Below are 26572 nucleotides of genomic sequence, written 5' to 3'. Positions count from 1 at the left end.
GTCAGTCCTTCTTGCCCTTCAGCCACTCACGCTTGACGGTGAGATCGTTGAAGTCCTTCAGCCGGTCGACCGGGATGACGAACTCGATGCGAGGCTTGCCGTCCGGCCCCTTCCAGTCGTATCGCTCGGCGCAATCGGCGAACTTGGCCAGGAATTCGGGGGACATTTCATAGCGGATCATACCATCAGCAAAGGGGCCACTTCCGCTGCCCACGTATTCCTTGGCCACGCTGTACTCCCCGAAGTAGACGGAGGCATCGCCTCCTGTGTGCGCGGCCCCGTTCGGCCCGTTCTTCAACTCGTAGTCCTTGTCGACCATCTTGGGTGTCCGGTAGATGGAGACCGTCACTGCCGGGCAGTCGTCGTCTCCCTTGCCCCTGCTTCCGGCCAGGCGCATCGCGGACTTGGGGGAAACTCCGGACTTACGGCCCTTGGCCTTCTTCGCGAAGCAGTCCGGGATTTTTCGTCTGATTTCCTCGATGAACTTCTCGCCCTTGTCGACAAGTTTCCTCGCCTTGGCCGTCTTGTCGAGAAAACCGTTGATCCCCGCGATGGCCTTCGCGATTCTCGGCAGCTTGCTGGCGATCTTGAGCGCCTTGGCCGGGCCGAGGTTCTGGATGATGGCCCAGAGGCAGATCCCGACGTCGGGAGCGTCCCAGCACTCCTTGATGTCCTCGGCGAACAGTTCGACGAGGAGCTCGCCGCCGTTCTCCTTCAGGTAGTCGAGCAGGTCCTGCTGGGCGAGTGCGCGGGCCGCCTCGTACTCGGCGGGGGTCATACCCGCTGCTTCGAGCGCCTTGCGGTCAGCGTCCGAAAGGTCACTCGGGGCGTCCTTCTTGCCCTTAGCGGCCTCCTCGCGTTCCTTTCGCTCCAGTTCGCGCTGGTACTCCTCGGCCTTCTTGGCGGCCTCGTCGGCCTCCTTGGCGTAGGTGCCGGCGTTCTTGGCGGCGGTCTCCGCCGACTTGGCGTGCTCCTCGGCCGAGGTGGCGAGCTTGGCGGCGTCGGCGGCGTCCTTCTCCGCCTGGGTGGCCGCACTCTGGGCGACGCTCGCCTCCTTCTCGGCCAGCGTGGCGGCGCTGCTCGCGGCCGCGGCATGGTTCTCCGCTTCGGCGGCGGCTCCCCGGGCGCGTGCGGCCTCGGCCTCGGCCTGGGTGGCGGCGTTGCGGGCCGCTGCCGCGTCCGCGAATGCCTGGTCGGCGGCCTGGCGGGCGAGTTTCGCGTCGGCCTGCGCCTGGGCGTCGGCCTCGTCGGCCCGTGCCGCCGCGGCTCGGGCCTTGGCTCCGTCCTCGGCGGCCTGGGCCGCGGATTTCATCGCGGCCACGGAGGAGCGTGCCGCGTCCGCGGAGGAACGCGCCGCCGCTGCCGCCGCCTTGAACGCGGGACCCACCTCGGCGTTGGCACGTGCGGCGGCGGCTTCGGCCGCTTCGGCGGCCTTGACCGCCTCCACCGCTCTGGCCTCGGCCTTGGTCACCTCCGCCTGGCCCATCGCCTGGGCGGCCTGGGCGACCTCCGCGGCGAAGTCGGCGTTCACGTCGGTGCCGGTGAACGGCGCGGTGATCTGGATGGCGGTGTTGGCCGGGTCGGCGATTCCGGAGGCGGTGGTACGGGCGGAGGTGGCGGCCTGGACGGCGATGGTCGACTGCAGGCGGGCCATCGCCGCTTCCCTGGTGGCGCCGTCGGCTTCCTCCCGGGTGCGGTTGGCCGCCTGGAGAGCCTGGTTGGCGTGGAGGGCGGCGAGCCCGGCGAGCCGGGAGGCCTCGTGGGCGGCGATGCCGGCCCGGGCTTCCTGCGCGGTGGCCTCGGCCGCCTTGGCGTTGGCCCGCTGCGCCGCGGCACGCGTGGCCGCGGCCTCGGACTCCGCCTTGTTCGCCGCCGCGTTCGCGGCGAAGGCGGCGGCTTCGGCCTTGTTGGCCGCGGCGTTTGCCCGCGCGGCGTGCGCCGCGGCTTCACTGGCCGCTGCCCGCGCCCGCGCGGCCGCACCGGCGGCCTCGATGGCCGCCGAACGCGAACGCACCGCCGCCTCGGACGCCTGATCCGCAGCGCCACGGGCCGAACCGGCGGCAGTCCCTGCCGCGTTCGCAGCGGATCGTGCCTCCGTGGCCGCCGTGCGCGCGGTCTCGGCGTGCTCGGTTCCCTTCGCCTTGGCGGCCAGCGCTTCGGTCGCCCTGGCCCGGGCCTCTTCCGCCCTGTGGACGCGTTCGGCCTCCACCGCCTTGTTCCGGGCGTTGCGGGCCTTGGTCTCCTCGCCCCTGGCCAGCTCGTCGGCCTTGGCGGCGATACCCTCCTGGGCCTGCGCGGTGGCCCGCTTCTCGGCCGCCACGGCCGCGGCGCTCTGGGCATCGGCCCGCTTGGCCGACGCGGTCCGCGCTTCGGCCTCGGCACGCGCGCGTGCCTGAGCGGCCACATCGCGTTCCTGTTCGGCACGCGCCCGTGCGGCCGCCGCCAGGTCACGCTCGCGTTCGGCGATCGCCCGCTGGTCCGCTGCGATCTTGGCCTGCCGCTGCGCTTCGATCCGCGCGGCGCGCGTCCTCTGGGCGTGGTCCCACGCCTGCTTCTCGGCCTGCTCGGCTTCGATCCTGGCCTGGCGGGACTTGGCCGCCGCGTCCGCCGCGATCTTCGCCTGCCTGGCCGCCGCCTCGGCGAGCCGGGCCGCCGCCTTCGCGTGCTCCTCGGCGTTCTCCCGCCACTTGGCGGCCTGCCGGGCGTGGAGCTCGGCCTGGTTCTTGGAGTTCAGCCCGGCGGCGTCGGCGGCTGTCGCTCCCACGGCTTGCTGCGCGGTGGCCGCAGCCTTGGCCGCAGCGTCCGCCGCGGCCTCGATACCGGAGGCGACCTCCGCCCACTGGACGCCGTGGGTGAGCCCCGTCTCGACCAGAACGCCGGCTTGTACCTTGGCCTGGCCCGCCGCCACCTGCGCCTGCTTGGCCGCGTCCTCGGCGATACCGACCTGCCGGGCGATCTCGGTCTTGACCGGCCCGTAGTCCGACAGGCGCTTGCCCGCCCGGTCGGCGGCCAGCATCCGGTCGGCCTCGCGGGACTGCGCAGCCGCCGCGCTCATCGCGTTCGAGGCGGTCTTGAGATCCTTCACCGCCTTGCCGTGCGCGGCGATCAGCTTGGTACGGGCCTCGGCGGCCGTGGCCGCCTGCTCCGCCAGCTTGCGCAGCCGCTCCGCGGCCTCCAGCGCCTCCTTCTGCGCCTTCTCGTGCGCGGCCCGGTCGTCCGCGTCCTTCTCCGCGGCGACCAGGTAACCCTTCTCCAGGAACTCGGCGATCACCTTGTCGTCGCCCGTGGCGAGGGCTTCCTGTGCGGTCCGCTTGACCTCCGGACCGCCCACCGCGACGAGCATCTCCACCCGCTTGCGGTTCTCCGCCGCGCGTTCCTTGTCGTTCTGCTCCGTCGCTTTGTCCCGCTGCCGCGCGATCTCGGCACCGAAGGCCAGGAAGTCGGCGCGGTCGCGGGCTGTTCCCTTCAGGACCCGCTCGACCTCCGCGTTGAAGAACGGGCCGCCCGTGCCGCGCATCGCCTCGATCTGACGACGGTTGGCGACGTCCGCAGTGTCCCTCTTGTCCTTGGCACGCTGCCGTGCCTCGGCTTCTCCCCGCTCCAGGAAGTCACGGATCGCATTCGGATCCGTACTCTCCAACGCCTTCCTGGCTGCCTCGCGGACCTCCTCCTCCTCGTCGAACTCCGCGAAGTCCTCCACCAATTGCCGATCGCGGTCCTCGGCAGCCTCCTCCAGAGAGGAACGCGCCGGGACCGGGTCGGTCTCCGGCTTCGGTAATCCGGCCAGGATGCGTGTCAGCTCAATCCCGTCGCCCGGCCTCTCCGGTGTGACGGCACGGGCCTCGCCGGCCACACCGCCGAGGACGGCCAGGGCCATGACGGTCGACACCGCCTTGCCCAGCATTCCGGGCACCCGCCCGCGTAATGTTCCGGCTCTCAGCCGGAATCTTCCCCTCACGGGAACTCCTTCAATAAGTTGACAAGTCAGAGGACGTCGGCAAAAAAATTCCCCGCCCTCTGTGCGCGGGCAGGGGTGAGCGGGGCCTCGGCCGCGAAGGGCGGCAGCAGTACAGAGCCGCTGTGTGGCCGTCGGCCCGGTGGACCGGCCCGGCGCGGTGTGCGCCGGGCCCGCGGCGTCAGCCCTGGACGCGGTTCTCGCTGTCCCGGGCCCGGTCTGCCATGTCCTTCCAGAAGGCGGCCGTCAGGGCGGCTTCCGCCTGCTCCGCGGCCCAGTCACTCTGCCGGGCCTCGGCCGGCGCGCTGATCTTCTCCCAGATGGCGTCCGCGCTCTCCTTGGACAGCCGGGCGATGTTCTGCCAGCTCTCCGCCTGCGCCCTGGCCGCCTCCTGCTCGGCCAGCCAGGCCTTCTGCGCGCCGTCCGCGTGATCGGCGACCGCCCGCCAGGCCAGCTCGGCCTCGGCACGCGCCTTCGCCGCGTCGGCCGACGACTTCAACGCCTCCTCCGCGGCCACCGCACGCGCGACCAGCAAAGACAGCGCGTGCTGTCGCCGCACCTCCCCGTCCGCCACCCGAAGGCGGTACGCCTCGACGTCCAACGCCGCGCCCGTCGCCCAGCCGTAGCCGAAGAACTCCGCGACGTCCGCGTCCGTGGAGCCGGGACGCAGCGCCCACTGCGCCGCCACCCGCACCTGTTCGCCCGGATCGCCGTCCGCGACCGCCCGCACGAAGGCACGGTCCTTCGCGGCCACCTCCAGACGGCGCTGCGCGTCAGCCTCCCGCATCACGCGGTCACGCTGCTGCGCCTCGGCGTAACCGGTCTTCACGAACGCGGCCCGATCGGCGTCGGTGCCCTTCAGCGCCCGCTCGGCGGCCGACCGCACCTCCGGGGAGAAGGCCACCGGATGCGTGCTCACCACCCGTTCGCAGAACGCCCGGTTGCGTGAGCGCGCGTCACGCAGGCGCTGCTTCGCCGCGTCGTAACCGCCCCCGGGGGCCAGCCACTCCGCGATCGCCGCGTCTCCGCGCGTACTGCGCAGCGCGTTCCACGCCGAGGTGCGGATCTCCGCGGGCAGACCCGATTTGGCCAGCCGCAGCACACGCGCCCGCGCCTCGTCCGCCGCGGCTGCGGCCACCAGCGACGTCGGGTCGGCCAGGTCGGCGGCCACCGCGGGCGTGTCAGCCCCAGCGGGCGCCGCGTGCACCGGTGCGCCGCCACCGGCCAGCACCGCGACCACCAGCGCGGACACGGCCCATCTCTGACGTCTCACGCCGTGACCGGCGGAATCTGCCACCACTGCCGCCCTCGCTCGTCAGGGTGCCATCGGTGCGGTGACGCGCCAGGCCGCCATCCGCACCGGCTGGGCTTCACCCGGGACACCACCGGGCAGGGGGAACGACATCTCCGAACGGGCGTAGACCTCCGTCGTCGTGGGCGCCAGCCAGTTCACGCCGCTACCGGCGTCCTGCTTGAAGGACACACCGTTGATCGGGCTGGGCAGCGGCCGCGCCGGGAACGGCCGTGTGCACCACGTGGCACTCTTCCGGAACGCAGCGCTCCGATCGTCCGCGGCGATCTCCACGCGCAGTCCGTTCCTCTCGGCCTTGCCGCTCCTGATGTAGTAGCCGGGCTTGCGCACGGACTCGAAGGAGTAGCACCCCGGCCGGCTGGCGAGGGAGGGCACGATGACCCAGGTGGCGTCCTCGCGGTCGGCCTGTGCGCTGGTGCTCTTGAGCGTGCCGTTGAGGACGACCTTCCCGCCGTTCGCGCTGGACTGGCGCGCGTACTCACCGTCCCCCCACGCCCTGAGGGACTGGCGCTTGAGCCGGTACTGGGTGTCCGCCTTCAGGAAGACGGCGACGTCGTCGTCACTGCCGGCCAAAGCCTTTTTGGCCGCGGCGACCAGGTTGGGGTTGACTCCCCCGTTCTCGGCGGCGGCCTGGATCTGGAGAGCGAGCTTGCGGTTGGCCTCGGCGAGCTTCTTGCGCCGGTTCTCGTCGTCGCGCTTGTACGCGGCGTCGGCGCCGGTGTGGATGTACGCCTTCCACACGGCCGGATCCGAGCTGCTGGTCGCGCGCTGCCCCTCGGCATACAGCTCGGTGCCGTGCAGGTCGGCGGCGGCCAGGCGCAGCAGCTCGCGGATGAAGTTGTCGTCGCTCAGCCCGAGCATGGCCTCGGAGGGAGTGATCCGGAACAGGGCCGCGGCGTTCTTGCGCGCGGCGAGCTCCTTGCGGCGCTCGGCCTCCAGGCGGTCCTTCTCGGCCAGGTCCTCGAGTTCCTTGGCCACGTCGCGTTTGTGCGCCTCGCGGGCGCCGTTGACGATGAACTCCCGCCAGTCCGCCGGCTCACCGGACAGCGCCTGCAGTGCCGCGGCCCGCACCTCGGGACCGGACGCCTCGTGCCTGGCGACGGCCCGGATGAAGTTGTCGTCGCTGAGGGCCAGCAATTCAGGGGTGCTGGGGATGCCGATGGTGAGCAGGACCTGCGACTTGGCCAGCCGCGCCACCCGCTCGGCTTCGGCCTTCTCCCGCTCCCGCTGCTGGTCGAGCCGGTACGCCTCGTGGACGCCGGTCACGATGAAGCGCACGTGGTCCTCGGCGACCGTGCTGGCCATCGCCTGCTCGGCGGCGGTGCGTACCGCGTCCAGCTTCTCGCCCGCGTCGCTGGCCTTCTGCCACAGCGCGTGGATGAAGTCGTAGTCGCTGAGCAGAAGCACCTCGGCGGTCGGGTCCAGACGGACCACGGCCGCGGCCTCGACGCGCTGGGCGTCGGTCGTGCCGATGCTCGCCGCGCCGGCCACGAGGTTCGATGCCGCGATGTCCGGAGAGCTGTCGGCGACCGCTGTCGGCGCGACGGCGCCGGCGACGGCCGCGAGGGCGGTCGCGGTCACAAAGCCGCGCGTCACGATCCGCCCCACACGCGCAGAGGCGATGTGATTGCTGTTCATAGGTGAAAAAGAAACCTTTCTGCCGTCACGTGTTGGCGGCTCGTCAAATGGGCATGCAGAGGGGGCCCGAAGGCTCGGGCGGGCGACGGCCACGGCGAAGTGGGCGCGGCAGGCGGGCGCGTCGGCGGTCGTCGCAGCACACCTGTACTCGTACACGCCGATCGGTGACATGCGGGCGCGAGGTTCAGGACCCCGAATATGGCTGCGACCTCACGAATGCGAGACTACAAAAGCGTGAGGAAGCGCTGAAGTGTCACAGATAAAAGCGCACGCCTACCGTGCCCTGAGGCGAAGACGCACTCGGTAGCGCAACAGCACAGACGTCCGCAATTTGATTTCCCCCACAGAAGTCAGAAATTGGGGAAGCGCCCGGTCCTTCAGAGCATCACTGCCCTTTTGGTTCCCCTCCAGCACGCTACCCGGCCAAGCTGGTCAGGCCGGCCGCCAAGACGTTAACCCACCTTCATCGAAGCGCGCAACGATTTTCGTGCCGCTGAGAATGGGGGGCGATTTATGGATGAGCAGAATCAAGCCAGTTCCCTCACGGACCCTGATGCATGGATCCTAGGCGGCCCGGTCCACCAGGGCCGCCGGAGGCTCGTCGTCCATTTCGAAGGCCATGGGGAAGGGCGCGTGGCCGGCCAGCCGGAACCAGCGCACCTTGCGGTGGCGGCGCAGGGCCCGAGCGGCCCGTACCGCGTCGTTGTGGAAGCGCCGGGCCATGGGGACCCGGCGGACGGCCTCGCTGAGCTCCCTGGCCGCCTCCTCTCCCCCGGGTGCCTCGCGTACCGCCTCCACCTGCGCGGGCTCGGCGAAGACGGCGCGCAGTGCCTGGCTCAGCTCGCTCTCGGCGACCTCCCGCTGATCTTCCTCGGCTTGGCGGGCGGCGTGGGCGGCTTCGTACAGGACGATCGAGGCGGCCGGGTCCAGGACTCCGGAGGTGGCCAGCTCCTGGGCCACCGACGCCCGGCGCAGCAACTGCGCGTCCAGGGCGGCCCGGGCGGCGTCGATCCGGGCGTGGAGGCGGTCGAGGCGTCCGGCGGTCCAGCTCAGGTAGAGCCCGATCGCCACCAGGGCCACGGCGATCCAGATGAGAGTGGTGGTCACGGGCGGCAAGGCTAGCGCCAGGGCGGGTCCGGCCGTGCATCCCACCCCGCCCCGCGCACCGGCTCGAAACTCCCCCGCAGCCAGGTGTCAGGTCAGTCCCGGGCCAGGCCCAGCCTTCCCCAGAGCCCCGTCGTGCGCTCGTCCTCCGCTACCGCCGCCGCTCCCGCCGTCACCGTCTCGTACACGGACAGGATGTCCGCGCCGACCGTCGACCAGTCGAAGCGGCGTACGTGGGCGCTGCCCCGTGCGCGCAGTTCCGCGCGGCGGGCGGGGTCGTCCAGGAGCCGGACGGCCGCGTCGGCCAGGGCGTCGGCGTCCTCGTTGGGGAACAGTTCGCCGGCCTCGCCGCGGTCCAGGACCTGCGCGAAGGCGTCCAGGTCGGAGGCGAGGACGGGCGCTCCGGCGGACATGGCCTCGACCAGGATGATGCCGAAGCTCTCGCCGCCGGTGTTGGGCGCCACGTACAGGTCGACGCTGCGCAGGAAGCGCGCCTTGTCCTCGTCGCTGACCATGCCGAGGAACTCGACCCGGGAGCGCAGCTCGGCGGGCAGGGACTCCACCGCCTCCTTCTCGTCGCCGCGCCCGGCGACCAGAAGGCGGGTCTGCGGCCGGGCGGCGAGGATCCTGGGCAGGGCCTTCATCAGCACCGGCAGACCCTTGCGGGGCTCGTCGATGCGCCCGATGAAGCCGATCGTGTCGCCCTGCCACTCGGTCTTGGGCTCGGCCTCGGCGAAGAAGTCGACGTCGACGCCGTTCGGGATCACCACCGCGTCACCGCCGAGGTGCTCCACGAGCGTGCGGCGGGCGTACTCGCTCACCGCGATCCGCGCGCTGATCTTCTCCAGTGCGGCCTGGAGGATGGAGTACGCGGCGATCATGGCCCGGGAGCGCGGGTTGGAGGTGTGGAACGTCGCCACGATCGGGCCCTGGGCTGCCCAGCAGGTCAGCAGGCCCAGCGAGGGCGAGGTCGGCTCGTGGATGTGGATGACGTCGAACGCGCCGTCGTGCAGCCAGCGGCGCACCCGGGCGGCGCTCAGGAAGCCGAAGTTCAGCCGGGCCACCGAGCCGTTGTACGGCACCGGTACGGCGCGTCCGGCCGAGACGACGTACGGCGGGAGGGGCGTGTCGTCGTCGGCCGGGGCGAGGACGGACACCTCGTGCCCGAGGCGGATGAAGTACTCGGCCAGGTCCCGGATGTGGAACTGGACGCCGCCCGGTACGTCCCAGGAGTACGGGCAGACGATGCCGATTCTCACGAGGTTCCCTTCGCGGGGTCGAGGTCCGCGAGCCACAGACGCTGCAGCATGTGCCAGTCCTCCGGGTGGTCGGCGATCCCGGTGGCGAAGGCGTCGGCCAGCGCCTGTGTCATGACAGACGTCTTCTCGGTGCGCGTGCCCGACTCGGGCACCTCCACCGGCGGGTGGACGCGACCCCGCATCACGGGCGACTCGTCGTACCAGAGCGTGACGGGCAGCAGCAGGGCGCCCGTCTGCTGGGCGAGCAGAGCCGGTCCGGCCGGCATCCGGGCCGTGTCGCCGAAGAAGCCGACCTCTACGCCGGAGGCGGACAGGTCACGGTCGGCGACGAGGCACACCAGGCCACCGTCGCGCAGCCGCCGGGCCAGGGTGCCGAAGGCGGTGCCCCCGCTGTGCGGCAGGACCTCCATGCCGAGGCCCTCGCGGTAGGCGACGAACCGGTCGTACAGGCTCTCCGGCTTCAGGCGCTCCGCGACCGTGGTGAAGGGGATGCCCAGCTCCGTGGTGACCCAGGCGCCTGCCAGGTCCCAGTTGGCCAGGTGCGGCAGGGCGAGTATGACGCCCTTGCCGGCGGCCAGGCCCTCGGTGAGGTGGTGCAGGTCCTTGGGTTCGAAGCCGTCCCTGACGCGCTCCTCGCTCCACGCGGGGAGCCGGAAGGACTCCATCCAGTAGCGCAGGTAGGACCGCATGCCCGCGCGCGAGAGCTCGGCGAGGCGCTCGGGGCCTGCGCCGGGCACCACGCGCGCGTAGTTGCTCTCCAGGCGTTGCACGCCCTTGCCCCGCTGCTTCCAGGCCAGGTCGGCGATGGTCCGTCCGAGCCGGGCGGCGACCGGCTCGGGGAGCTTCTTGACCGTGCCCCAGCCGAGGCCGTACAGCGCGTCCGTCAGGCGGTCCTGGGCGCTCACGTGGCCGCCTCGCTCCCGTGAGAGGCGTTCTGCTGCTTGCCTTCATTGTCCTGCGCCGCCTCGGCCTGCTCGGCCTGCTCGGCCTCGGCGGACTCCCGGCGGACCGTGACGACCCGCTGGATCAGGGTGACGAGGCTGCCCACGGCGACGATCCACAGGGCCACGGGCAGCAGGTACTGGATGCCGGGGACACCGAACGCGTGCAGGCCCGCGAGACCGGCCGCGACCAGGGAGATCACCAGCCGTTCGGCGCGCTCGACGAGCCCGTTGACGGCGACCGGCAGGCCGATCGACTCGCCTCGGGCCTTGGTGTACGACACCACCTGGCCGCTGGCCAGGCAGAAGATCGAGACGGCGCACAGGACGAGGTCGTCGCCCCCGCCCGCGTACCAGAGGATGAAGCCACCGAAGATCGCGCCGTCGGCGACCCGGTCGAGCGTGGAGTCCAGGAAGGCGCCCCAGCGGCTGGAGCGGCCCAGCTGGCGGGCCATGTTGCCGTCGACGAGGTCGGAGAACACGAACAGCGTGATCACGACCGTGCCCCAGAAGAACTCGCCCATGGGGTAGAAGACCAGCGCGCCCGCGACCACACCGGCGGTGCCGATGAGCGTGACGGTGTCGGGGCTGACGCCCCGCCGGATCAGAAACGCGGCGAACGGTGTGAGGACACGCGTGAAGAATGCACGCGCGTACTTGTTCAGCATGGCCTTCCCGAGGGTCGGTGTCGCCGTCTGGCCCCTGCTGGCCACCGGCTGGCCCATCGTAGCCACGCGCGGGTGCGGGCGAGGGGTGGGCACCCTGACCCCTTCGGTTGAACCGTCAAGCGGCTGCCGTGAGGGGCGATCACGCCGTTCGTATGGACGCACCGGGACGGGAGTGGGAAGGTCGAATGACCGCGGGCGTCGCCGGAGCCGCACCGCACGCGGATCCCGCGTGTCCGCGCCCACAGTGACCTCACCGTGCACGGGAGGCAGGATCATGGGCGACAAGGCACAGACACACCCCGGAGCCGCCGGCAGGGCACAGGCGGCCGACCACCCCCAGTCCGTACGGAATGTGGTGCTGGTCGGCCACTCCGGATCGGGCAAGACCACGCTGGTGGAAGCCCTCGCGCTCACGGCGGGGGCGGTGAACCGGGCGGGCCGCGTGGAGGACGGCGGCACCGTCTCCGACTACGACGAGATCGAGCACCGGCAGCAGCGCTCGGTACAGCTCTCCCTGGTGCCCGTCGAATGGGACGGCATCAAGGTCAACCTTCTCGACACCCCCGGATACGCCGACTTCGTCGGGGAGCTCAGGGCCGGTCTGCGGGCGGCGGACGCGGCCCTCTTCGTCGTCTCGGCCTCGGACGGCGTGGACGGCTCCACCCGCATGGTGTGGGAGGAGTGCGCGGCCGTGGGCATGCCACGTGCCATCGTCGTCACGCACCTCGAAGCGGCGCGCGCGGACTTCGACGAGATGACGCGGGTCTGCGCGGAGGCCTTCGGCGCGGACGACCCCGATGCGGTCCTGCCGCTCTACCTGCCCCTGCACGGTCCTCAGGCCCCGGACGGGCACGCGCCCGTCACCGGTCTGATCGGACTGCTGTCGCAGAAGCTGTTCGACTACTCGACCGGCGAGCGCAAGGAGTCCGAGCCGGGCGAGGACCAGCTGCCGCTGATCGAGGAGGCGCGCAACCGGCTCATCGAGGGGATCATCTCGGAGAGCGAGGACGAGACCCTGATGGACCGCTATCTGGGCGGGGAGCCGGTCGACGTCAAGACGCTGATCGACGACCTGGAGCGGGCCGTCGCGCGCGGTGCCTTCTTCCCGGTCCTGGCCGCCGCCCCCGCGGCCGAGGGCTCCCGGCAGGGGCTCGGCACCGTGGAACTGCTGGAGCTGATCACGCGGGGCTTCCCGACGCCGCTGGAGCACGAGACGGTGCGGGTCACCACCGTCGACGGCGAGCCGCGCGAGCTCAAGCCGTGCGATCCGGACGCTCCGCTGGTCGCCGAGGTCGTGAAGACGTCCTCCGACCCGTACGTCGGCCGGCTGTCCCTGATCCGGGTGTTCTCCGGCACCCTGCGCGCCGACCAGACGGTGCACGTCTCCGGGCACGGGCTGGCCGACCGCGGGCACGAGGACCACGACGTCGACGAGCGGATCGGCGCCCTGTCCACGCCGTTCGGCAAACTGCAGCGGCCGGTGTCGCACGTCATCGCGGGCGACCTCGCGTGCGTGGCCAAGCTGAGCCGCGCCGAGACCGGTGACACCCTGTCCGCCAAGGACGACCCGCTGCTCATGGAGCCGTGGCAGATGCCCGACCCGCTGCTGCCGCTGGCGATCCAGGCGCACAGCAAACCGGACGAGGACAAGCTCTCCCAGGGCCTGGCCCGGCTGGTGGCCGAGGACCCTACGATGCGACTCGAACAGAACCAGGACACCCACCAGGTCGTCCTGTGGTGCCTGGGCGAGGCGCACGCGGACGTCGCCCTGGAGCGGCTGCGCAGCCGGTACGGCGTCCAGGTCGACGTCGTCCCGCACCGGGTCTCCCTGCGTGAGACGTTCGCGAGCAGGTCGGCCGGGCGCGGCCGGCACGTCAAGCAGTCCGGTGGGCACGGCCAGTTCGCCATCTGCGAGATCGAGGTCGAGCCGCTGCCGGGGGGTTCGGGCATCGAGTTCGTGGACAAGGTCGTCGGCGGCGCGGTGCCGCGGCAGTTCATCCCGTCGGTGGAGAAGGGTGTACGGGCCCAGGCCGCCAAGGGAGTCGCCGCCGGGTATCCGCTCATCGACGTACGCGTGACCCTGCTGGACGGCAAGGCGCACTCGGTGGACTCCTCCGACGCCGCGTTCCAGACGGCCGGCGCGCTCGCGCTGCGGGAGGCCGCGGTGGACGCGAAGATCCATCTGCTGGAGCCGGTGGCCGAGGTGTCGGTACTGATCGGCGACGACTTCGTGGGTGCCGTGATGAGCGATCTGTCGGGGCGCCGCGGCCGGGTGCTCGGCACCGAACAGACGCCCGGCGGGCGCACCCTGATCCGGGCCGAGGTGCCGGAGATCGAGATCGGCCGCTACGCGATCGACCTGCGGTCGATGGCGCACGGCACAGCCCGTTTCAGCCGCCGCTACGCGCGGCACGAGCCGATGCCGCCACAGGTGGCGGAACGGGTGCGCGAAGAGGCGCGCGCGGCCTCATAGTTGGCGCCCGGCGCCACCAAGTTCACCCTTGGGGACTCCTTTCCGCAGCGGCGAGCGGCTTGCGGGCCGCCCGCCGACGGACGCCGGCGTCTGCCGATACGCTGATGACCTGATCAACAGGTGTGCGGAGCGCGGAAGTCGGGAAGGCCGCAATGCAGGTGCGGCAGCGATGGGGGCGGCAGTGACGGACGGATTCGACTTCAGCCCTGGGGCCCAGGTGCCCTTGGCGGGTGCGACTGGCCAGACGGCGGCGACCTATGCACTGGCCGCCGCGGCGTACCGGGACGACGAGGTCACCAAGATCCTCGCCGCCGACAACGAGTGGCACCAGTCGAAGGTGACACCGCCGCGCCCCTGGGCGAAGATCTTCCGCCCCCGTCTCGGGGAGGCCTTCTCCCGCGCGATCATCGACCGGATGCTGGGTGCCGAGCGCGCGCCGGTCATCCAGTCCTTCGGTATCGAGCCCCAGGTCGTGGTGGAGCACTGTCTGGCGGCCCACCGCATCCGCCGCGACCGCGACAACTGGCTCTCGGCGGTCACGGTGCTCTGCGGGGTGCTTTTCCTTCCGGGCTTCCTGGTGTGGCTGCTGGTGTTCACGCTGCGCACCACCATGGCCAAGCGCGAGGACAAACGCACCGGGGTCCTCGCCACGACCCTGCTGGTCGCGGTGGGCGCGCTCGCGGTGCTGTTCCTGGTCCGCATGCCGTTCACGGGCTTCTGGGCGCTGTACGGGCGCGCGGCGGTCGTCATGCCGGTCGTCGGCTGGTTCTGGGCCAAGCACATCTGCGAGCGGACGGCCCGTGACCTGCGGGAGCGCTGGGCGGGTCTGCTGGCCGGCGGCGGCGTGGGAGCCAAGATCCCCGAGGCCGTGCCGGGCAACCCCGGCGACGCGGCCGAGCAGGTGCGCAAGGAACTGGCCCGCCTCGGCGCCGAGCAGCGCTCCAACTCCGTCTTCTACGCCGGGCCCAAGGGCATACTCGGCATGGGCACGCGCTGGGGCAGCTGGCAGCTGGCCGAGGAGCTGGTCTCCGCGGAGCCGGGCAAGGAGTTCCATCCCTTCCGCAGCTGGGACGTCATCGTGGCGATCCAGGGCGGCCTGGGCATGCTGGAGCGCACGTCCATCAACACCGGCGGCTTCCCCAAGCCGTCGATCACGCACTGGATCGTCACGCCGATCGGTGAGAAGGCGACGGAGGTGTCCCGGCCGAGCGGCACGGACGTCGACGCGTACACGGTCCGGACGCACGCCATCCAGGACATCTGCAACAAGCAGCAGTTCGGCAGCGGCGACCGGCACTACCTGGGCGTGCAGTGGACGCTCTGGGACGGCCATCTGGTGATCACGATGCTGATCACGGTGACCGTGCTGCACGACACCCTGCGCATCGAGGTCACGGGGCACGCGCTGGGACCGGTCAACCCGCTGTTCAACGAGAAACCCGCGGCCAAGGAGAAGACGGTCCAGAAGTCGTTGCGGTTCTGGGAGACCCGCACCGTGAAGCTCCCGCTGATCGACACCGACGAGGTGGTACGGCTGGCCGCGCGGGCCCCGCTGACCTGGTATCCGCCGTTGCTCAACTGGCTCGGCGGCAAGCTGACGCTTCCGGAGCCGTTCGGTCTGCGGCACGCGTGGGCGGATCAGCCGTGGCGGCACCGGTTCATGGCGGACGATGCGCTGCGGGCTGCGACGCCTGTGCTGCGTGTGGTGCATGCGGCGGCGTTGAAGGTGCTGCGGGAGAACGGGGTGGACGTGGAGAAGTTCGGGGCGCGGTCGGCGGCGCTCAGTGGGACCGTGCAGGAGGCTTCGCCGAAGAAGGCGGATGTGTACGACGCCTAGGCCTCCGGCGGTCGAACTGTTCAGCCGCAGGCCGGTTGTGGATTGAGTCCCTGGGGGCTGCGCCCCCAGACCCCCGTCGGCCTGAACGGCCTCGTCCTCAAACGCCGGACGGGCTGAGGAGGCCCGAGCTCGCCGGGTTCAGCTGGTCGGCCAGGCCTCCGACAGCATCTTCCTCGTGTCGGCCAGGAGTTGGGGAAGTACCCGGGTGTGGCCCACCACCGGCATGAAGTTCGTGTCTCCGCCCCAGCGCGGCACGATGTGCTGGTGCAGGTGCGCCGCGATGCCCGCGCCGGCGACCGAGCCCTGGTTCATGCCGATGTTGAAGCCGTGAGCGCCGGAGGCCGTGCGCAGGGCCGTCATCGCCTGCTTGGTGAGCTCGCCGAGCTCGGCGGTCTCCCCCGCGGTGAGTTCGGTGTAGTCGGCGACGTGGCGGTAGGGCACCGTCATCAGGTGCCCGCCGGTGTACGGGTACAGGTTGAGCACCGCGTAGACCTGCTCGCCGCGCCTGACGACCAGCCCGTCCTCGTCGGACTTGGCCGGGATCGAGCAGAACGGGCAGCCGTCACCCGAGCCCGGGCCGGTCGGCTTGTTCTCACCCTGGATGTACGCCATCCGGTGGGGTGTCCACAGACGCTGGAACGCGTCCTGCGTCCCCACTCCCAGCTGCTGCTCCGGCTCACTCGTCATGCAGTGCAGCATATGGCGTCGAACTGGGGGGACGGCAAAAGGCCCCCGGGATCATCCCCGGGGGCCCGTGCGCCGTGTGATCAGACCTGCGCCCGCTCCTCGACGACCTTCTGGATCTTCGTGATGGCCTCGTCGAACGGGATGCCGTTCTCCTGCGAGCCGTCGCGGTAGCGGAAGGACACCGACCCGTGGGACATGTCCTCGTCGCCCGCGATGACCATGAAGGGCACCTTCTGCTTCTGGGCGTTGCGGATCTTCTTCTGCATCCGGTCGGAGGAGGAGTCCACCTCGACGCGCAGGCCCTTCTGCCTGGCCGCCGCCGCGAACTTCTCCAGGTACTCGACGTGCGCGTCACCGATCGGGATGCCGACCGCCTGGACCGGCGCGAGCCACGCCGGGAAGGCACCGGCGTAGTGCTCCAGGAGCACCGCGAAGAACCGCTCGATCGAGCCGAACAGCGCGCGGTGGATCATCACGGGGCGCTGCTTGGCGCCGTCCGCGCCGGTGTACTCCAGGTCGAAGCGCTCCGGCAGGTTGAAGTCGAGCTGGATGGTCGACATCTGCCAGGTGCGGCCGATGGCGTCCTTGGCCTGGACGGAGATCTTCGGCCCGTAGAAGGCGGCGCCGCCCGGGTCCGGGACGAGGGGCAGTTCCTGCTTCTCGGCGACCTTGCGGAGGGTCTCGGTCGCCTCCTCCCAGGCCTCGTCCGAGCCGACGAACTTCTCCGGGTCCTTGGTGGACAGCTCCAGGTAGAAGTCGGTCAGACCGTAGTCGCGGAGCAGGCCGAGGACGAAGGTGAGCGTCTTGTCGAGCTCCTCCGACATCTGCTCGCGGGTGCAGTAGATGTGCGCGTCGTCCTGGGTGAAGCCGCGGGCGCGGGTCAGGCCGTGCACGACGCCGGACTTCTCGTACCGGTACACGGTTCCGAACTCGAACAGGCGCAGCGGCAGCTCACGGTAGGAGCGCCCGCGCGCGTCGAAGATCAGGTTGTGCATCGGGCAGTTCATGGGCTTGAGGTAGTAGTCCACGCCCTCGTCGAGCTGCATGGGCGGGTACATGCCGTCGGCGTACCAGTCCAGGTGGCCCGAGGTCTCGAAGAGCTTCCCCTTCGTCGCGTGCGGGGTGTAGACGAACTCGTAGCCCTCCTCCTCGTGGCGGCGGCGCGAGTAGTCCTCCATGACGCGGCGGATGATGCCGCCCTTGGGGTGGAAGACGGCCAGCCCGGAGCCGATCTGCTCGGGGATCGAGAACAGGTCGAGTTCGCTGCCGAGCTTGCGGTGGTCGCGCTTCTCGGCCTCGGCGAGGAACTCCAGGTGCTGCTTCAGCTCGTCCTTGGTCGGCCAGGCCGTGCCGTAGATGCGCTGGAGCATGGGGTTCTTCTCGCTGCCGCGCCAGTAGGCGGCCGCGTTGCGCATCAGCTTGAACGCCGGGATCGCCCGGGTCGAGGGCAGGTGGGGACCGCGGCAGAGGTCCTTCCAGCACAGCTCGCCCGTCTTGGCGTCAAGGTTGTCGTAGATCGTCAGCTCGCCGGCGCCGACCTCGACGTCCGCGCCGTCGTCGCTGGACGCGGAGCCCTTGAGGCCGATCAGCTCCAGCTTGTACGGCTCGTTCGCCAGCTCCTCGCGGGCGGCCTCGTCGGTGACCACGCGGCGGGAGAACCTCTGGCCGCGCTTCTGGATCTCCTGCATCTTCTTCTCGATGGCCTTGAGATCCTCGGGCGTGAACGGCTTCTCGACGTCGAAGTCGTAGTAGAAGCCGTCCTTGACGGGCGGGCCGATGCCGAGCTTGGCCTCGGGGAAGAGCTCCTGCACGGCCTGCGCCATGACGTGCGCGGTGGAGTGGCGCAGGATGTTGAGGCCGTCCTCGGAGGAGATCTCGACGCCTTCGACCTCGTCGCCGTCGCGGAGGGCGTACGACAGGTCCTTGAGCTCGCCGGCCACACGCGCGGCGACGACCGACCGCTCGCCGGCGAAGAGCTCGGCGGCCGTAGTGCCCGTCGTCACCACGCGTTCTTCCCGCTCGGAATCGCGCTGGATGATCACACGGACGTCTGACACCGGTCTCTCCTGACTGAAGGTGGGGCTGCGTGCGCCATACCGGAGCGCGCGCACGAGTAAGGATCGTACCGACCTCGGACCGCCCTGGGCGAAATCAGTCCCCGCAGTCCCCGCCGCAGGCTTCCTCGAAGAAGTCGAGGTTCTCGTGGAGCTCCTTCATCATCCGGTCCCGGTCGGCGTCGTCGACGTGCACCGGCACGACCCCGTGGGCGCCGGTGAGGCGCCGGAACCCGCCGCGGCTCTCCAGTCGCCCCCGCACCCGCACCGGCAACCCGACGAGGTGGGCGTGCCCGGCGATCCGGTACGCCTCCTCGTCCAGGGTGATCCGCACGTGCGGCACGTCGCTCCCGGCGAGTACCCGCAGCCGTACGGTGCCCTCCCCACGCGGTCCCGACCTGCGCATACGGACGACCGTTCCGGTGATCTGGACCGGCACGGCGGGTTCCTGGCGGCGGTAGCGTGCGCCGGCCTCGCGCAGCGCGGGCAGGTCGCCGGGGGAGAACTCGACGGGCCCGGCGGAGGGCGCGCAGCCCTCGGGCACTCCGGCCGCCGGGGCCCAGTCGACGGCGATCCGGGCGCCCTCGGTGCCCCCGACCAGGGTCACGAGCGCCTCGGTGAGCTCATGGCTCACTCCGGCCTCGACCGCCCCGTCGAAGGCGTCCATGCCACCGGTGGCGCGCTGGTAGTCGATGGCCTCCCGGGCGGCGAACAGGGCGTGGTGGAGACGTACGGCGAGCGGGCGGCCGCCGGCGACGGGCACGAAGGCGGTGAGCCTGCCGTCGGTGGCGGAGCCGACGAGGACATGCTCCAGGGACGCGGCGGCGAGGCGGCGGTGGCGGGCCCCGTGGTAGCCGGCCCGTGCGCGGGTGGCGAGCGCCGCCGCTAGCAGCATACGTCGGGCGGCGGTGCGCAGCCGGTCCTCGACGGTCCAGGGCGCCGCACCGGCGGGCCCGGCCGGTACGTCGTGCCACCAGCGGATCTCGTCGCTGGGCACGGCGAGGGCGACGAGGACCTCGCGCGCCGACGGCGAGCCGCTGCGGGACAGGGCGAGCAGCGCCTCGCCGAGCAGGTCGTCGCTGTCGGGGAAGGCGCGGCTCTCGGGCACCAGCAGGCTGGTGCCGCCCGTGCCGGGACCGGGCGGGGTCCAGCGGCCGTAGCGCCCGGGGGCGCCGCCGCGCCGCCGCCAGCCGTGCCGGCGCAGCAGGATGCTCAGGACGGCCGGGTCGACGTCCGCGGGCTCGGGCGGGCTGCCGTACCGGCCCGTGGTCTCGGCCGGGTGCGGCCGGACCTGCCGTAGGGGCTCCTGCGTCGGGCGGTGCGTCACGGTCTGCCTCCCGTCCCGGCCCGCGTCATGATCTCGCACAGCGCGCGGTCGTCGAAGATGCGTGAAGTCGGTATCCGCACGGTGGTGCGGCGGCGGCCGGTGATCGGGTGGCCGGCGAGGTTGGTCCAGTAGCAGCAGTGCCGGAGGTCGAGCCGGTCGTGACCGGCGCGCAGCCAGTCGTCCTGGGAGCGCGGCACCAGCATCACCACCAGGATCTTGTGCACGGAGACGGGGGTGCGGGCGAGCTTGGCCAGGTGGTCGTTGTCGAGTGTGAAGGCGAAGGTGCGCCCCGGTGGGTTCGGCGGCACCTGGTAGGTGGCCTTGAGCTGCACCTTGATGGTGACCTCGTCGTCGACCGTGTGCCCGGGGGCGCTGTGGCTGACGTGCCAGTCGATGCCGTTGTCCGGGAAGGGCTGTGACAGCGAGCAGCCGGCGGCCGCCGCGACGGCGTGCAGATAGCCGACCTGCAGTGTCTCCATGCAGGCGGTGGTGGCGAGAGTGCCGCGAGAGGGAGCCGTGCGCTCGGGCAGCAGCCCGCCCCGTTCGGGCTGCGCAACGGCCATGGCCAACAGCCTTCCAGAACAAGTGAGTCCCCGTGCGGGCCGCTGAACTGCATCAACCCGTACTTCTGTTGTCTCCTTCCGGCGTACGGCGCAAACAGCCCGGGTATCACCGGATCGGGCAGCGGACGGTGCGTCAACTGCCGAAGGTCGACAAGGGGTTGATGGCTATGACGACGTGCTGGTACGAGGGGCCGTTGGCCGCCTTCGACACGGAGACCACGGGCGTGGACGTCGAGACCGACCGGATCGTGTCGGCCGCCGTGGTCGTCCAGGACGCCCCGGGCGTCCGGCCGAGGGTCAGCCGCTGGCTGGTGAACCCGGGGGTTCCGGTGCCCGCCGAGGCGACGGCGGTGCACGGACTGACGGAGGAACACTTGCAGCGCAACGGGCGCTGGCCGGCGCCGGTGATGTACGAGATAGCGGAGGCGCTGGCCGAGCAGGCCCACGTCGGCCGTCCGGTGGTGGTGATGAACGCGCCGTTCGATCTGACGCTGCTCGACCGGGAGTTGCGCCGCCACCGCGCCTCGTCCCTGGGCCGCTGGCTGGAGTCGGCGCCCCTGTGCGTGCTCGACCCGAGGGTCCTGGACAAGCATCTGGACCGGTACCGCAAGGGCCGCCGCACGCTGACGGATCTGTGCGCGCACTACGGCGTAGCCCTGGAAGGGGCGCACGACGCGGCGGCCGACGCCGTGGCGGCGCTGGAGGTCACCCGAGCGGTGGGCCGGCGCTTCGCGACCCGGCTGGAGCGGCTCGCTCCGGGTGAGCTGCACACGCTGCAGGCGGTGTGGCACGCGGCGCAGGCCCGGGGGCTGCAGGCGTGGTTCGCGCGCAGCGGGGTGGAGGAGGCGGTCGACCCTGCCTGGCCGCTGCGTCCGGACCTGCCGGCGGCGGCCTGAGACCTGGTGCGGGCATGAAAAAAACCGGCCCGTCTGAGACGGACCGGCTGTTTCCGGTGGGCGATACTGGGTTCGAACCAGTGACCTCTTCGGTGTGAACGAAGCGCTCTCCCACTGAGCTAATCGCCCGGGAACGCACTGAACAATACAGGTCCCGGCACGTTTCCTTCAAACCGCTTGGAGATGGCCGGCCAGTCCGCGTGCGCCCGCCCGCATCATCAGCCGGTGATTGGCCCGGAAGACGGGCCGGCAGGGCAGCGCGAGCCAGCGCAGCAGCGGCTTGCGGACGTCGACGACCTGCTCGTACCGCGCGAGGGTGCCGGTCCCGAGCGGCGTGACCGTCCAGCGTGCCCAGCCCTCGATGTCGCCGGACAGGGAGCTCTCCAGCACCCCGGCCGCGGGGTCGCGCCGCACCTCGCGCGCCGTGAAGGTCATGTCGTACGGCAGGACGGAGCGGATCCGGAGCACGCCGGTCGTGTCGTCGAACCGGGTCACCTCCCGGACCTGGGGCCACCACCGGGGGTACTCCTCGGCGCGCTCCAGCGCCTGGTACACGGTGGCGGGCGGCGCGGGCAGGGCCCACCGGCTGCGGAAGCGGTAGTGGTTCCAGTCCATGGCGCCAGTCTGCCCACTGACCGTGGTGCGCTGTCTGAGTACGCGCCTGAGTACCCGCACTCATGCCCGCAGGAGGTGACCCGCACCACACTGCCGGGCATGACACACCTTCCGCCCCCGGCCGAGGAGTTGCGGCTCCTCGATGCCGAACTCCGGCAACTGGATGCCCGACGCACCCAGTTGCTGACCCGTCGCGCCTGGCTGGTCGCGACCCTGCGACAGACGCGGCCGCAGGCGCCGTCCGCGGCGCCGCCCCGCCCGGAGACCACGGCGCCCGGCGTGCAGAACGTACTCCTGGTGCTCGGCGGTGTCCTGCTCACCCTCGCGGCGGCGGTGTTCACGCTGGTCAGCTGGGGACATCTGGGGATCGCCGGGCGGGCGCTGGTGCTCGGCGCGGTGACGCTCGCCGCGCTCGCCGCGCCGGTGGTGTCGCTGCGGCGGGGGCTGCGTTCGACGGCCGAGTCCGTGGCGGGGCTCGGGCTGGCGCTGAGTGTGCTGGATGCCTACGCGCTGTACGCGGCCGCCCTCGCCGGGGTGGACGGCACCGGGTACGCGTCGGCCGCGTCGGCGGTGCTGGCGGTGGTCTGGTCGGCGTACGGGCTGCTGCCCGCCACGTCCGCGCTCCGGCTGCCCCTCCCCTGTGCCTTGACGGCGGCCCAGTTCCCGCTGCCGTTGTGCGCCCTGGCCGTGGACGCGGGTCCGTACACGATGACGGCCGCCGTGCTGGTGACGGCCGGGTTCGACGCCGCGGTGGCATTGCGCGTCGTGACCAAGTCGGTACGGATCACCGCCATGGCCGGTGCGTACGCCGTGGGCGGCTGCGGCGTCCTGGCCGCGGCCTGGCTGTCCCTGGCGGCCGGCGGTCCGGCCGCGGCCGCTCGTGCCGGGGTCCTCCTGCTGTTCGCCGCGGCGATCGCGCTGGGCGCCGCCTGGCAGAGCCCGGGCGGGAAGCACCCTCTGGGCCTCGCGGTGGCCTCGGGGCTGCTCACGGTCGGCGCGCTCGGCGGCGTGGTCCGCTCCTGGACGCCGGGGATGTGGACGGTTCCGGCCTGTCTGGCCTGCGGGATCGCGCTGCTGGCGGCGCTGCGGGCCGGGTGGCTGCCGGACCGGGTGCGGGTGGGCTTCGCCTGGGCCTCCGGTGTCGTGCAGGCACTGGCCGTGCTGTGGACGCTGCCCGTCGTCGCCGTGGTGACGCTGGGACCGGCCGGCTGGCTGGGCCGGGTGTGGAGCGGTGCGCCGGCGGACGCGCGGGCGGCGGTCACCGTCGAAGCCCCCTGGCCGCCCGGCGCGTCGGGAGCACCGCTTGTCCTGGTGGCCGTCGCGGTGGTTCTCGCCCTGGCGGTCCGTGCGCAGGGGTGGCGTGCCCGGGCGCGGACCGGCGCGCTCGGTCTGGGGGCGGCCACGGCGCTGATCCTCCCGGCGGTCCTCGACATCCCGTACGTCGCGGGCCTGCTGGTTCAGGTGGTGCTGACAGCGGCTGCCCTGTACCTGTGCCGGACGGCGGTGCCCGCCGCACGGACCGCCGCCCTCGTCCTCGCCCTGGTCATCTCCGCATGTCTCACCCTGGTGTCCCTCGCCTCCCAGAGCGCCACCCTCGTGGTGCTGTCGGTGCTGACGGCACTGTTCGCGGCGGCCTCGTGGCAGCCGGCCATGGCACCCGTGACGGCTCCGGCCGCCCTCGGGTACGCCGCCGCCCTGGCCTCGGCGACGGGTGCCGCCGCGGACTGGGCACCGGCCCGCGTCGCCCTGCTGGTCCTTGCCGTCCCCGTGGCCGCCGCCCTGCTCGCGGCACGCCTCGACGGGTCCCGGGCGACCGTGCCGGTCGAGGTCGCGGGAGCCGCCACCGGCGTGCTCGCCGTGGGCCTCGCCGTCACGGAACCACCGCTGCTCGCCCTGGTGCTCGCCCTGTGCGGAGTGATCGCCGCGGGCACGGCGCTGCGTCCGGGGCGTCGCCGGGCCGGTTACGCGGCCACGGCCCTGTTCGTGCTGGCCGCCTGGGTGCGCCTGGCCGCCTGGGAGGTCGCCACACCCGAGGCGTACACGCTCCCGGTGACCGTTCCGGCTCTGGTGGTCGGCGCCCTGCGGCTGCGGCGCGATCCGCAGGCCTCCTCCTGGGCGGCCCACGGTCCCGGGCTCGCGGCCACCCTCGTGCCGAGTCTCGTCGCGGCCTGGGGCGACCCGGGCTGGACCCGGCCGCTGCTGCTGGGCGCGGCCGCGCTGCTGGTGACCCTGCTGGGAGCCCGGCACCGCCTCCAGGCGCCGCTGGTGCTCGGCGGCACGGTACTGGCCCTGGTCACGCTGCACGAACTCGCGCCGTACGTCGTGCAGGTGACCGGGGCACTCCCCCGCTGGGCACCTCCCGCCCTCGCGGGACTCCTGCTGCTCGCGCTCGGAGCCACGTACGAGCAGCGGCTGAGGGACGTCCGGCGGGTGCGGGAGGTACTGGGGAGGATGAACTAGCTCTCGGCTAGGGCATCTTGTCTCCGACCAGCGCCAGGTTCTGGATGGCGGCCAGCCCGTACAGCGCCGTGGCGTTGGTGGAGACCCAGGCCGCCTCGCTGCCCGCCACCAGACCGGCCGGGCCCTCGATCCTCTTGGTCGACCAGTCGGTGCTCTCCTTGTAGTCCCAGGTGTCGGCGCTGTTGTAGAACTGCCGCCATGCCCGGGCGGCCAGTTTCTCGTCGCCCGTCAGGGCGGCAGCGTAGGCGTCCTGCCGGGAGTGGCCCTGGAAGAGCAGCAGGCTGCCGAAGTCGGAGCCGTAGCGGGCCTTCTGCTCGGCCTTGGTGGCGTTGTAGTAGCGGCAGTAGTCGAGCCAGGCCTCCTTGAACTCCGGCATGTCGATCTGGTCGATGAGTTCCGCGCACATCTCCACCAGGCCGAACATCGCCGACAGGTGTGAGACCCCGACCACGGGCTTGTCCGCGACGGCGAACCTCCCGGTGTCCAGGTCGTACAGCCCGTTGCCCTGGACGAAGCCGTTGGGCTGGGCGGCGATGGTCTCCATGGTCGACAGGACCCGGGCCCTGGCCTTCTCCCACTTGGGGCCGCGCCGCTCCCACTCGGTGAGCCAGGCGGAGACCAGGCCGCTCCAGTCGGTGCCGAAGCCGATGGAGAGGGCGTTGCGGTCGGGGGTGTAGGGCTCGGTGCGGATCTTGCGGATGGGGTCGAGGACGAGGAACGTCTCGTCGGAGTCGACGTTGGCGTGCATGAGGTCGCCGACCCGTTCGTCCGCCGTGAGGAAGTAGTAGTACCGGCGGTACGTGGTGTTGGCGATGCGCTGCTGCTTGGCGCTGTCCGCGAAGTGCTGGACGCCGTGCCGGGTGCCGAGGCCCGCCCACTTGCCGAGGTGGTAGACGTCGACCTCGCCGGTGTGCCGGGTCATGGCCTCGGCGAACCGGAAGATGTCGGCGCGGCCGGAGCGCATGTACGCGAACCAGAGCCACAGGTCGGGCGAGAGTTCGGAGTTGTCCCAGGCGTAGCCGCCGACGTCGTAGCACCACTGGTGACGGCTGGGGTCGTAGCTGTGCATGATGTCGCCGTAGTCCCAGAAGCCGTACCAACGGCGCTGCTCCACCTGGTCCTTGTAGTACGTGAAGAGGAAGTCGAGGTGGTCCTCGATCTTCGCCTTGGCGGCGGTGGAGCGGTCGGGCTCGGAGAACAGCTTGCCGAAGACGCCCGCCGTGATGAGCTGCTCGGGCGGGGCGGCGAGCTGCGGTGGGGTGCGTACGGCTTCGACCTGCCCGGCCATCCGCTCGGCGCTCGGTGTGGAGTCGTGGGCCCAGAAGAGGAGTTCGCTGGTGCGGGCGATGCCGTAGGGGGTGCCGAAGCCGGGCTCGTAGTCCTCGTAGGTGATGTTGAGGCCTTCGAGCTGCTCGGGATAGGTGTCCTGGCCCATGCCGTCGTGGTAGAAGCGCAGGTCCATGGGCTGCGCCTCGGGCGACCAGAGCCAGAGCGTGATCTCGGCGGTGTCGGTCTGGGCGTCGCGGATGTCGAGCTGGGCGGGGAACTTCTCCCAGAAGTCCCTGAGGCCGAAGGCGAATCCGCCGCTCGCGCCGCCGACGTACCCGAAGCCGCTGGCCCTCCGGCCGCCGCCCGCGCCGATCCAGCCGTGGCCCTTCTTGGTGCGCTTGCGGACCGTGAAGCCGTCGGCGGACAGCTGGGAGAGGGTGTAGTCGCCCCACTCGGGGATGTACCGCAGGCGGGTGGTGACCCGCTGGTCCCAGGTCGCCGGGTCGGACAGCTTCCTGCCCTCGAACTGGGCCGTGCGCACGGCCGCTCCCGGGTCGCGGCGCAGGCCGGTGATGCCCTTGACGGCCTCGCGGAGCAGGCCGGTGCCGTCGCCGCCGATGCGGATGTGCCGGTCGTAGGCGGCGTCGCGCATCGGCACCTGGAAGCGCACGCCGAGCCCGCGGATGAAGTCGCCGCTCGCCTTTCCGGGCTCCTGGGTGCCGTCGAAGGTGAGGGTGTGGACCATGCGGAACGACTCGGCGCCCGCGTAGAAGTAGAGCCGGATCGAGAAGGGCAGCAGTCTGCGGCCGCCCTTGCGGTGCTTGCCGTCGATCCTGACGACCGCGCGGACCGGGCCCTCCTGCTCGACCTCCACCTTGGAGACGGCGCCGTCGAAGCGCTCGGTCCTGACCGCGCCCTGGTCCTCGTCCTCGATCTCGGGCTGGCGGATCAGCACCAGCCGGCCGTTCCTGGCGATCTCCGTCGAGCCCCGGGAGACCGACTTGACGATCGTGGAGCCGGACTTGCCGATCCTCACGGTGATGACGCCGGTCGAGACGCCGATGGTGCCGCCGCTCCTGTCGACGGTGACCTTCTTCTCGGGCGCTGCGGGCTTCCCGGCCGCGAGGGTGAGTTTGCCGGTACCCGAACCGACCGCGTGCGCGGTCCACTTGAGGGAGCCGTCGGGCCAGTAGGCGATCGGCCACGACTGCACGGGTACCGCCTGGCCGGTCGCGTCCGTCAGCGCGAAGGTCTGGTCCTTCCGGTAGGCGCCCTTCGGCCAGGGCACGCCGACGGTGGAGCCGGGGGCCGCACCGAGGCCGCCGTCCTCCAGCCAGTCCAGGGTCACCGGATCGGGGTCGGCGGTCCCCGCTTGGGGGGCGGCCTGCGCGTCCTGCGCTCCCAGCGCCCAGCTGAACTGGGCAGCGGCTCCGGCGACGGCGGCCGCCTTCAGGAGGGACCTGCGGGGGATGGGAGACATGGGGATGCTGCCTTTCCTGGTGGGCTGGTCAGGG

Annotated in this window: 17 protein-coding genes and 1 tRNA gene; 4 read left to right on the top strand and 14 right to left on the bottom strand. The window is 71.6% G+C overall.

Going from position 1 to position 26572, the window contains the following annotated elements; all coding sequences use genetic code 11:
* Position 1: 1 nt before the first annotated feature.
* The 7 genes from IE212_RS07295 to pgsA all read right to left on the bottom strand — a co-directional run bounded on the left by IE212_RS07295 (position 2) and on the right by pgsA (position 10934).
* Entirely contained in the window at positions 2-3904 is a 3903-nt protein-coding gene (locus IE212_RS07295) for a hypothetical protein (RefSeq protein ID WP_190196873.1), read from the bottom strand.
* Positions 3905-4136: 232 nt separating this feature from the next.
* Entirely contained in the window at positions 4137-5228 is a 1092-nt protein-coding gene (locus IE212_RS07290; protein ID WP_229864112.1) for a hypothetical protein, read from the bottom strand.
* A gap of 42 nt (positions 5229-5270) precedes the next feature.
* The gene (locus IE212_RS07285; RefSeq protein ID WP_190196871.1) at positions 5271-6905 is read right to left on the bottom strand and encodes an AbfB domain-containing protein; all 1635 of its coding nucleotides are present in this window, start codon (positions 6903-6905) and stop codon (positions 5271-5273) included.
* Positions 6906-7469: 564 nt separating this feature from the next.
* Positions 7470-8012: a LemA family protein gene (locus IE212_RS07280; RefSeq protein ID WP_190196870.1), complete on the bottom strand. Its 543-nt coding sequence runs from the start codon at positions 8010-8012 to the stop codon at positions 7470-7472.
* Between the two features lie 92 nt (positions 8013-8104).
* A complete protein-coding gene (locus IE212_RS07275; protein WP_190196869.1) occupies positions 8105-9268 on the bottom strand; it encodes a glycosyltransferase family 4 protein in 1164 nt (387 codons plus the stop codon).
* The gene (locus IE212_RS07270; protein WP_190196868.1) at positions 9265-10173 is read right to left on the bottom strand and encodes a phosphatidylinositol mannoside acyltransferase; all 909 of its coding nucleotides are present in this window, start codon (positions 10171-10173) and stop codon (positions 9265-9267) included. The genes IE212_RS07275 and IE212_RS07270 overlap by 4 nt, the downstream gene beginning before the upstream one ends.
* Positions 10170-10934 (bottom strand): phosphatidylinositol phosphate synthase, encoded by a 765-nt coding sequence (gene pgsA, locus IE212_RS07265; RefSeq protein ID WP_190197002.1) that lies wholly within the window; start codon positions 10932-10934, stop codon positions 10170-10172. The genes IE212_RS07270 and pgsA overlap by 4 nt, the downstream gene beginning before the upstream one ends.
* A 217-nt stretch (positions 10935-11151) precedes the next feature.
* Here pgsA and IE212_RS07260 point away from each other — a divergent pair, with 217 nt between their 5' ends.
* Positions 11152-13350 carry an elongation factor G-like protein EF-G2 gene (locus tag IE212_RS07260; protein ID WP_190196867.1) on the top strand — a complete coding sequence of 733 codons (2199 nt, stop codon included), beginning with the start codon at positions 11152-11154 and terminating at the stop codon, positions 13348-13350.
* 169 nt (positions 13351-13519) lie between these two features.
* Positions 13520-15187, top strand: coding sequence for an AbeC-like domain-containing protein (locus tag IE212_RS07255; protein WP_190196866.1), 1668 nt, complete (start codon positions 13520-13522; stop codon positions 15185-15187).
* 138 nt (positions 15188-15325) lie between these two features.
* On the opposite strand, the gene IE212_RS07250 is transcribed toward IE212_RS07255, so the two are convergent.
* From IE212_RS07250 to IE212_RS07235, 4 genes are all read right to left on the bottom strand, one after another.
* Entirely contained in the window at positions 15326-15886 is a 561-nt protein-coding gene (locus tag IE212_RS07250) for an HIT family protein (RefSeq protein WP_190196865.1), read from the bottom strand.
* A 68-nt stretch (positions 15887-15954) separates the two neighbouring features.
* Complete coding sequence (gene thrS / locus IE212_RS07245) at positions 15955-17931, bottom strand: threonine--tRNA ligase (RefSeq protein WP_190196864.1); 1977 nt, start codon at positions 17929-17931, stop codon at positions 15955-15957.
* A 94-nt stretch (positions 17932-18025) separates the two neighbouring features.
* Positions 18026-19255 (bottom strand): hypothetical protein, encoded by a 1230-nt coding sequence (locus IE212_RS07240; protein WP_190196863.1) that lies wholly within the window; start codon positions 19253-19255, stop codon positions 18026-18028.
* Positions 19252-19818 (bottom strand): DUF4365 domain-containing protein, encoded by a 567-nt coding sequence (locus IE212_RS07235; RefSeq protein WP_190196862.1) that lies wholly within the window; start codon positions 19816-19818, stop codon positions 19252-19254. The genes IE212_RS07240 and IE212_RS07235 overlap by 4 nt, the downstream gene beginning before the upstream one ends.
* Positions 19819-19985: 167 nt before the next feature.
* Here IE212_RS07235 and IE212_RS07230 point away from each other — a divergent pair, with 167 nt between their 5' ends.
* A complete protein-coding gene (locus IE212_RS07230; protein ID WP_190197001.1) occupies positions 19986-20714 on the top strand; it encodes a 3'-5' exonuclease in 729 nt (242 codons plus the stop codon).
* 57 nt (positions 20715-20771) lie between these two features.
* Here IE212_RS07230 and IE212_RS07225 read toward each other — a convergent pair.
* Positions 20772-20843 (bottom strand) — tRNA-Val (locus tag IE212_RS07225).
* Positions 20844-20882: 39 nt separating this feature from the next.
* The gene (locus IE212_RS07220; RefSeq protein ID WP_190196861.1) at positions 20883-21329 is read right to left on the bottom strand and encodes an SRPBCC family protein; all 447 of its coding nucleotides are present in this window, start codon (positions 21327-21329) and stop codon (positions 20883-20885) included.
* Between the two features lie 99 nt (positions 21330-21428).
* On the opposite strand from IE212_RS07220, the gene IE212_RS07215 reads away from it, so the two are divergent.
* Entirely contained in the window at positions 21429-23789 is a 2361-nt protein-coding gene (locus tag IE212_RS07215) for an SCO7613 C-terminal domain-containing membrane protein (RefSeq protein WP_190196860.1), read from the top strand.
* Positions 23790-23796: 7 nt separating this feature from the next.
* Here IE212_RS07215 and IE212_RS07210 read toward each other — a convergent pair whose 3' ends face one another.
* Complete coding sequence (locus IE212_RS07210) at positions 23797-26538, bottom strand: exo-rhamnogalacturonan lyase family protein (RefSeq protein ID WP_190196859.1); 2742 nt, start codon at positions 26536-26538, stop codon at positions 23797-23799.
* Positions 26539-26572 lie beyond the last annotated feature (34 nt).

The organism is Streptomyces djakartensis (genome assembly GCF_014651075.1).
GTDB classification, from domain to species: domain Bacteria; phylum Actinomycetota; class Actinomycetes; order Streptomycetales; family Streptomycetaceae; genus Streptomyces; species Streptomyces djakartensis.
This window is presented reverse-complemented; position numbering and strand designations above follow the sequence as displayed.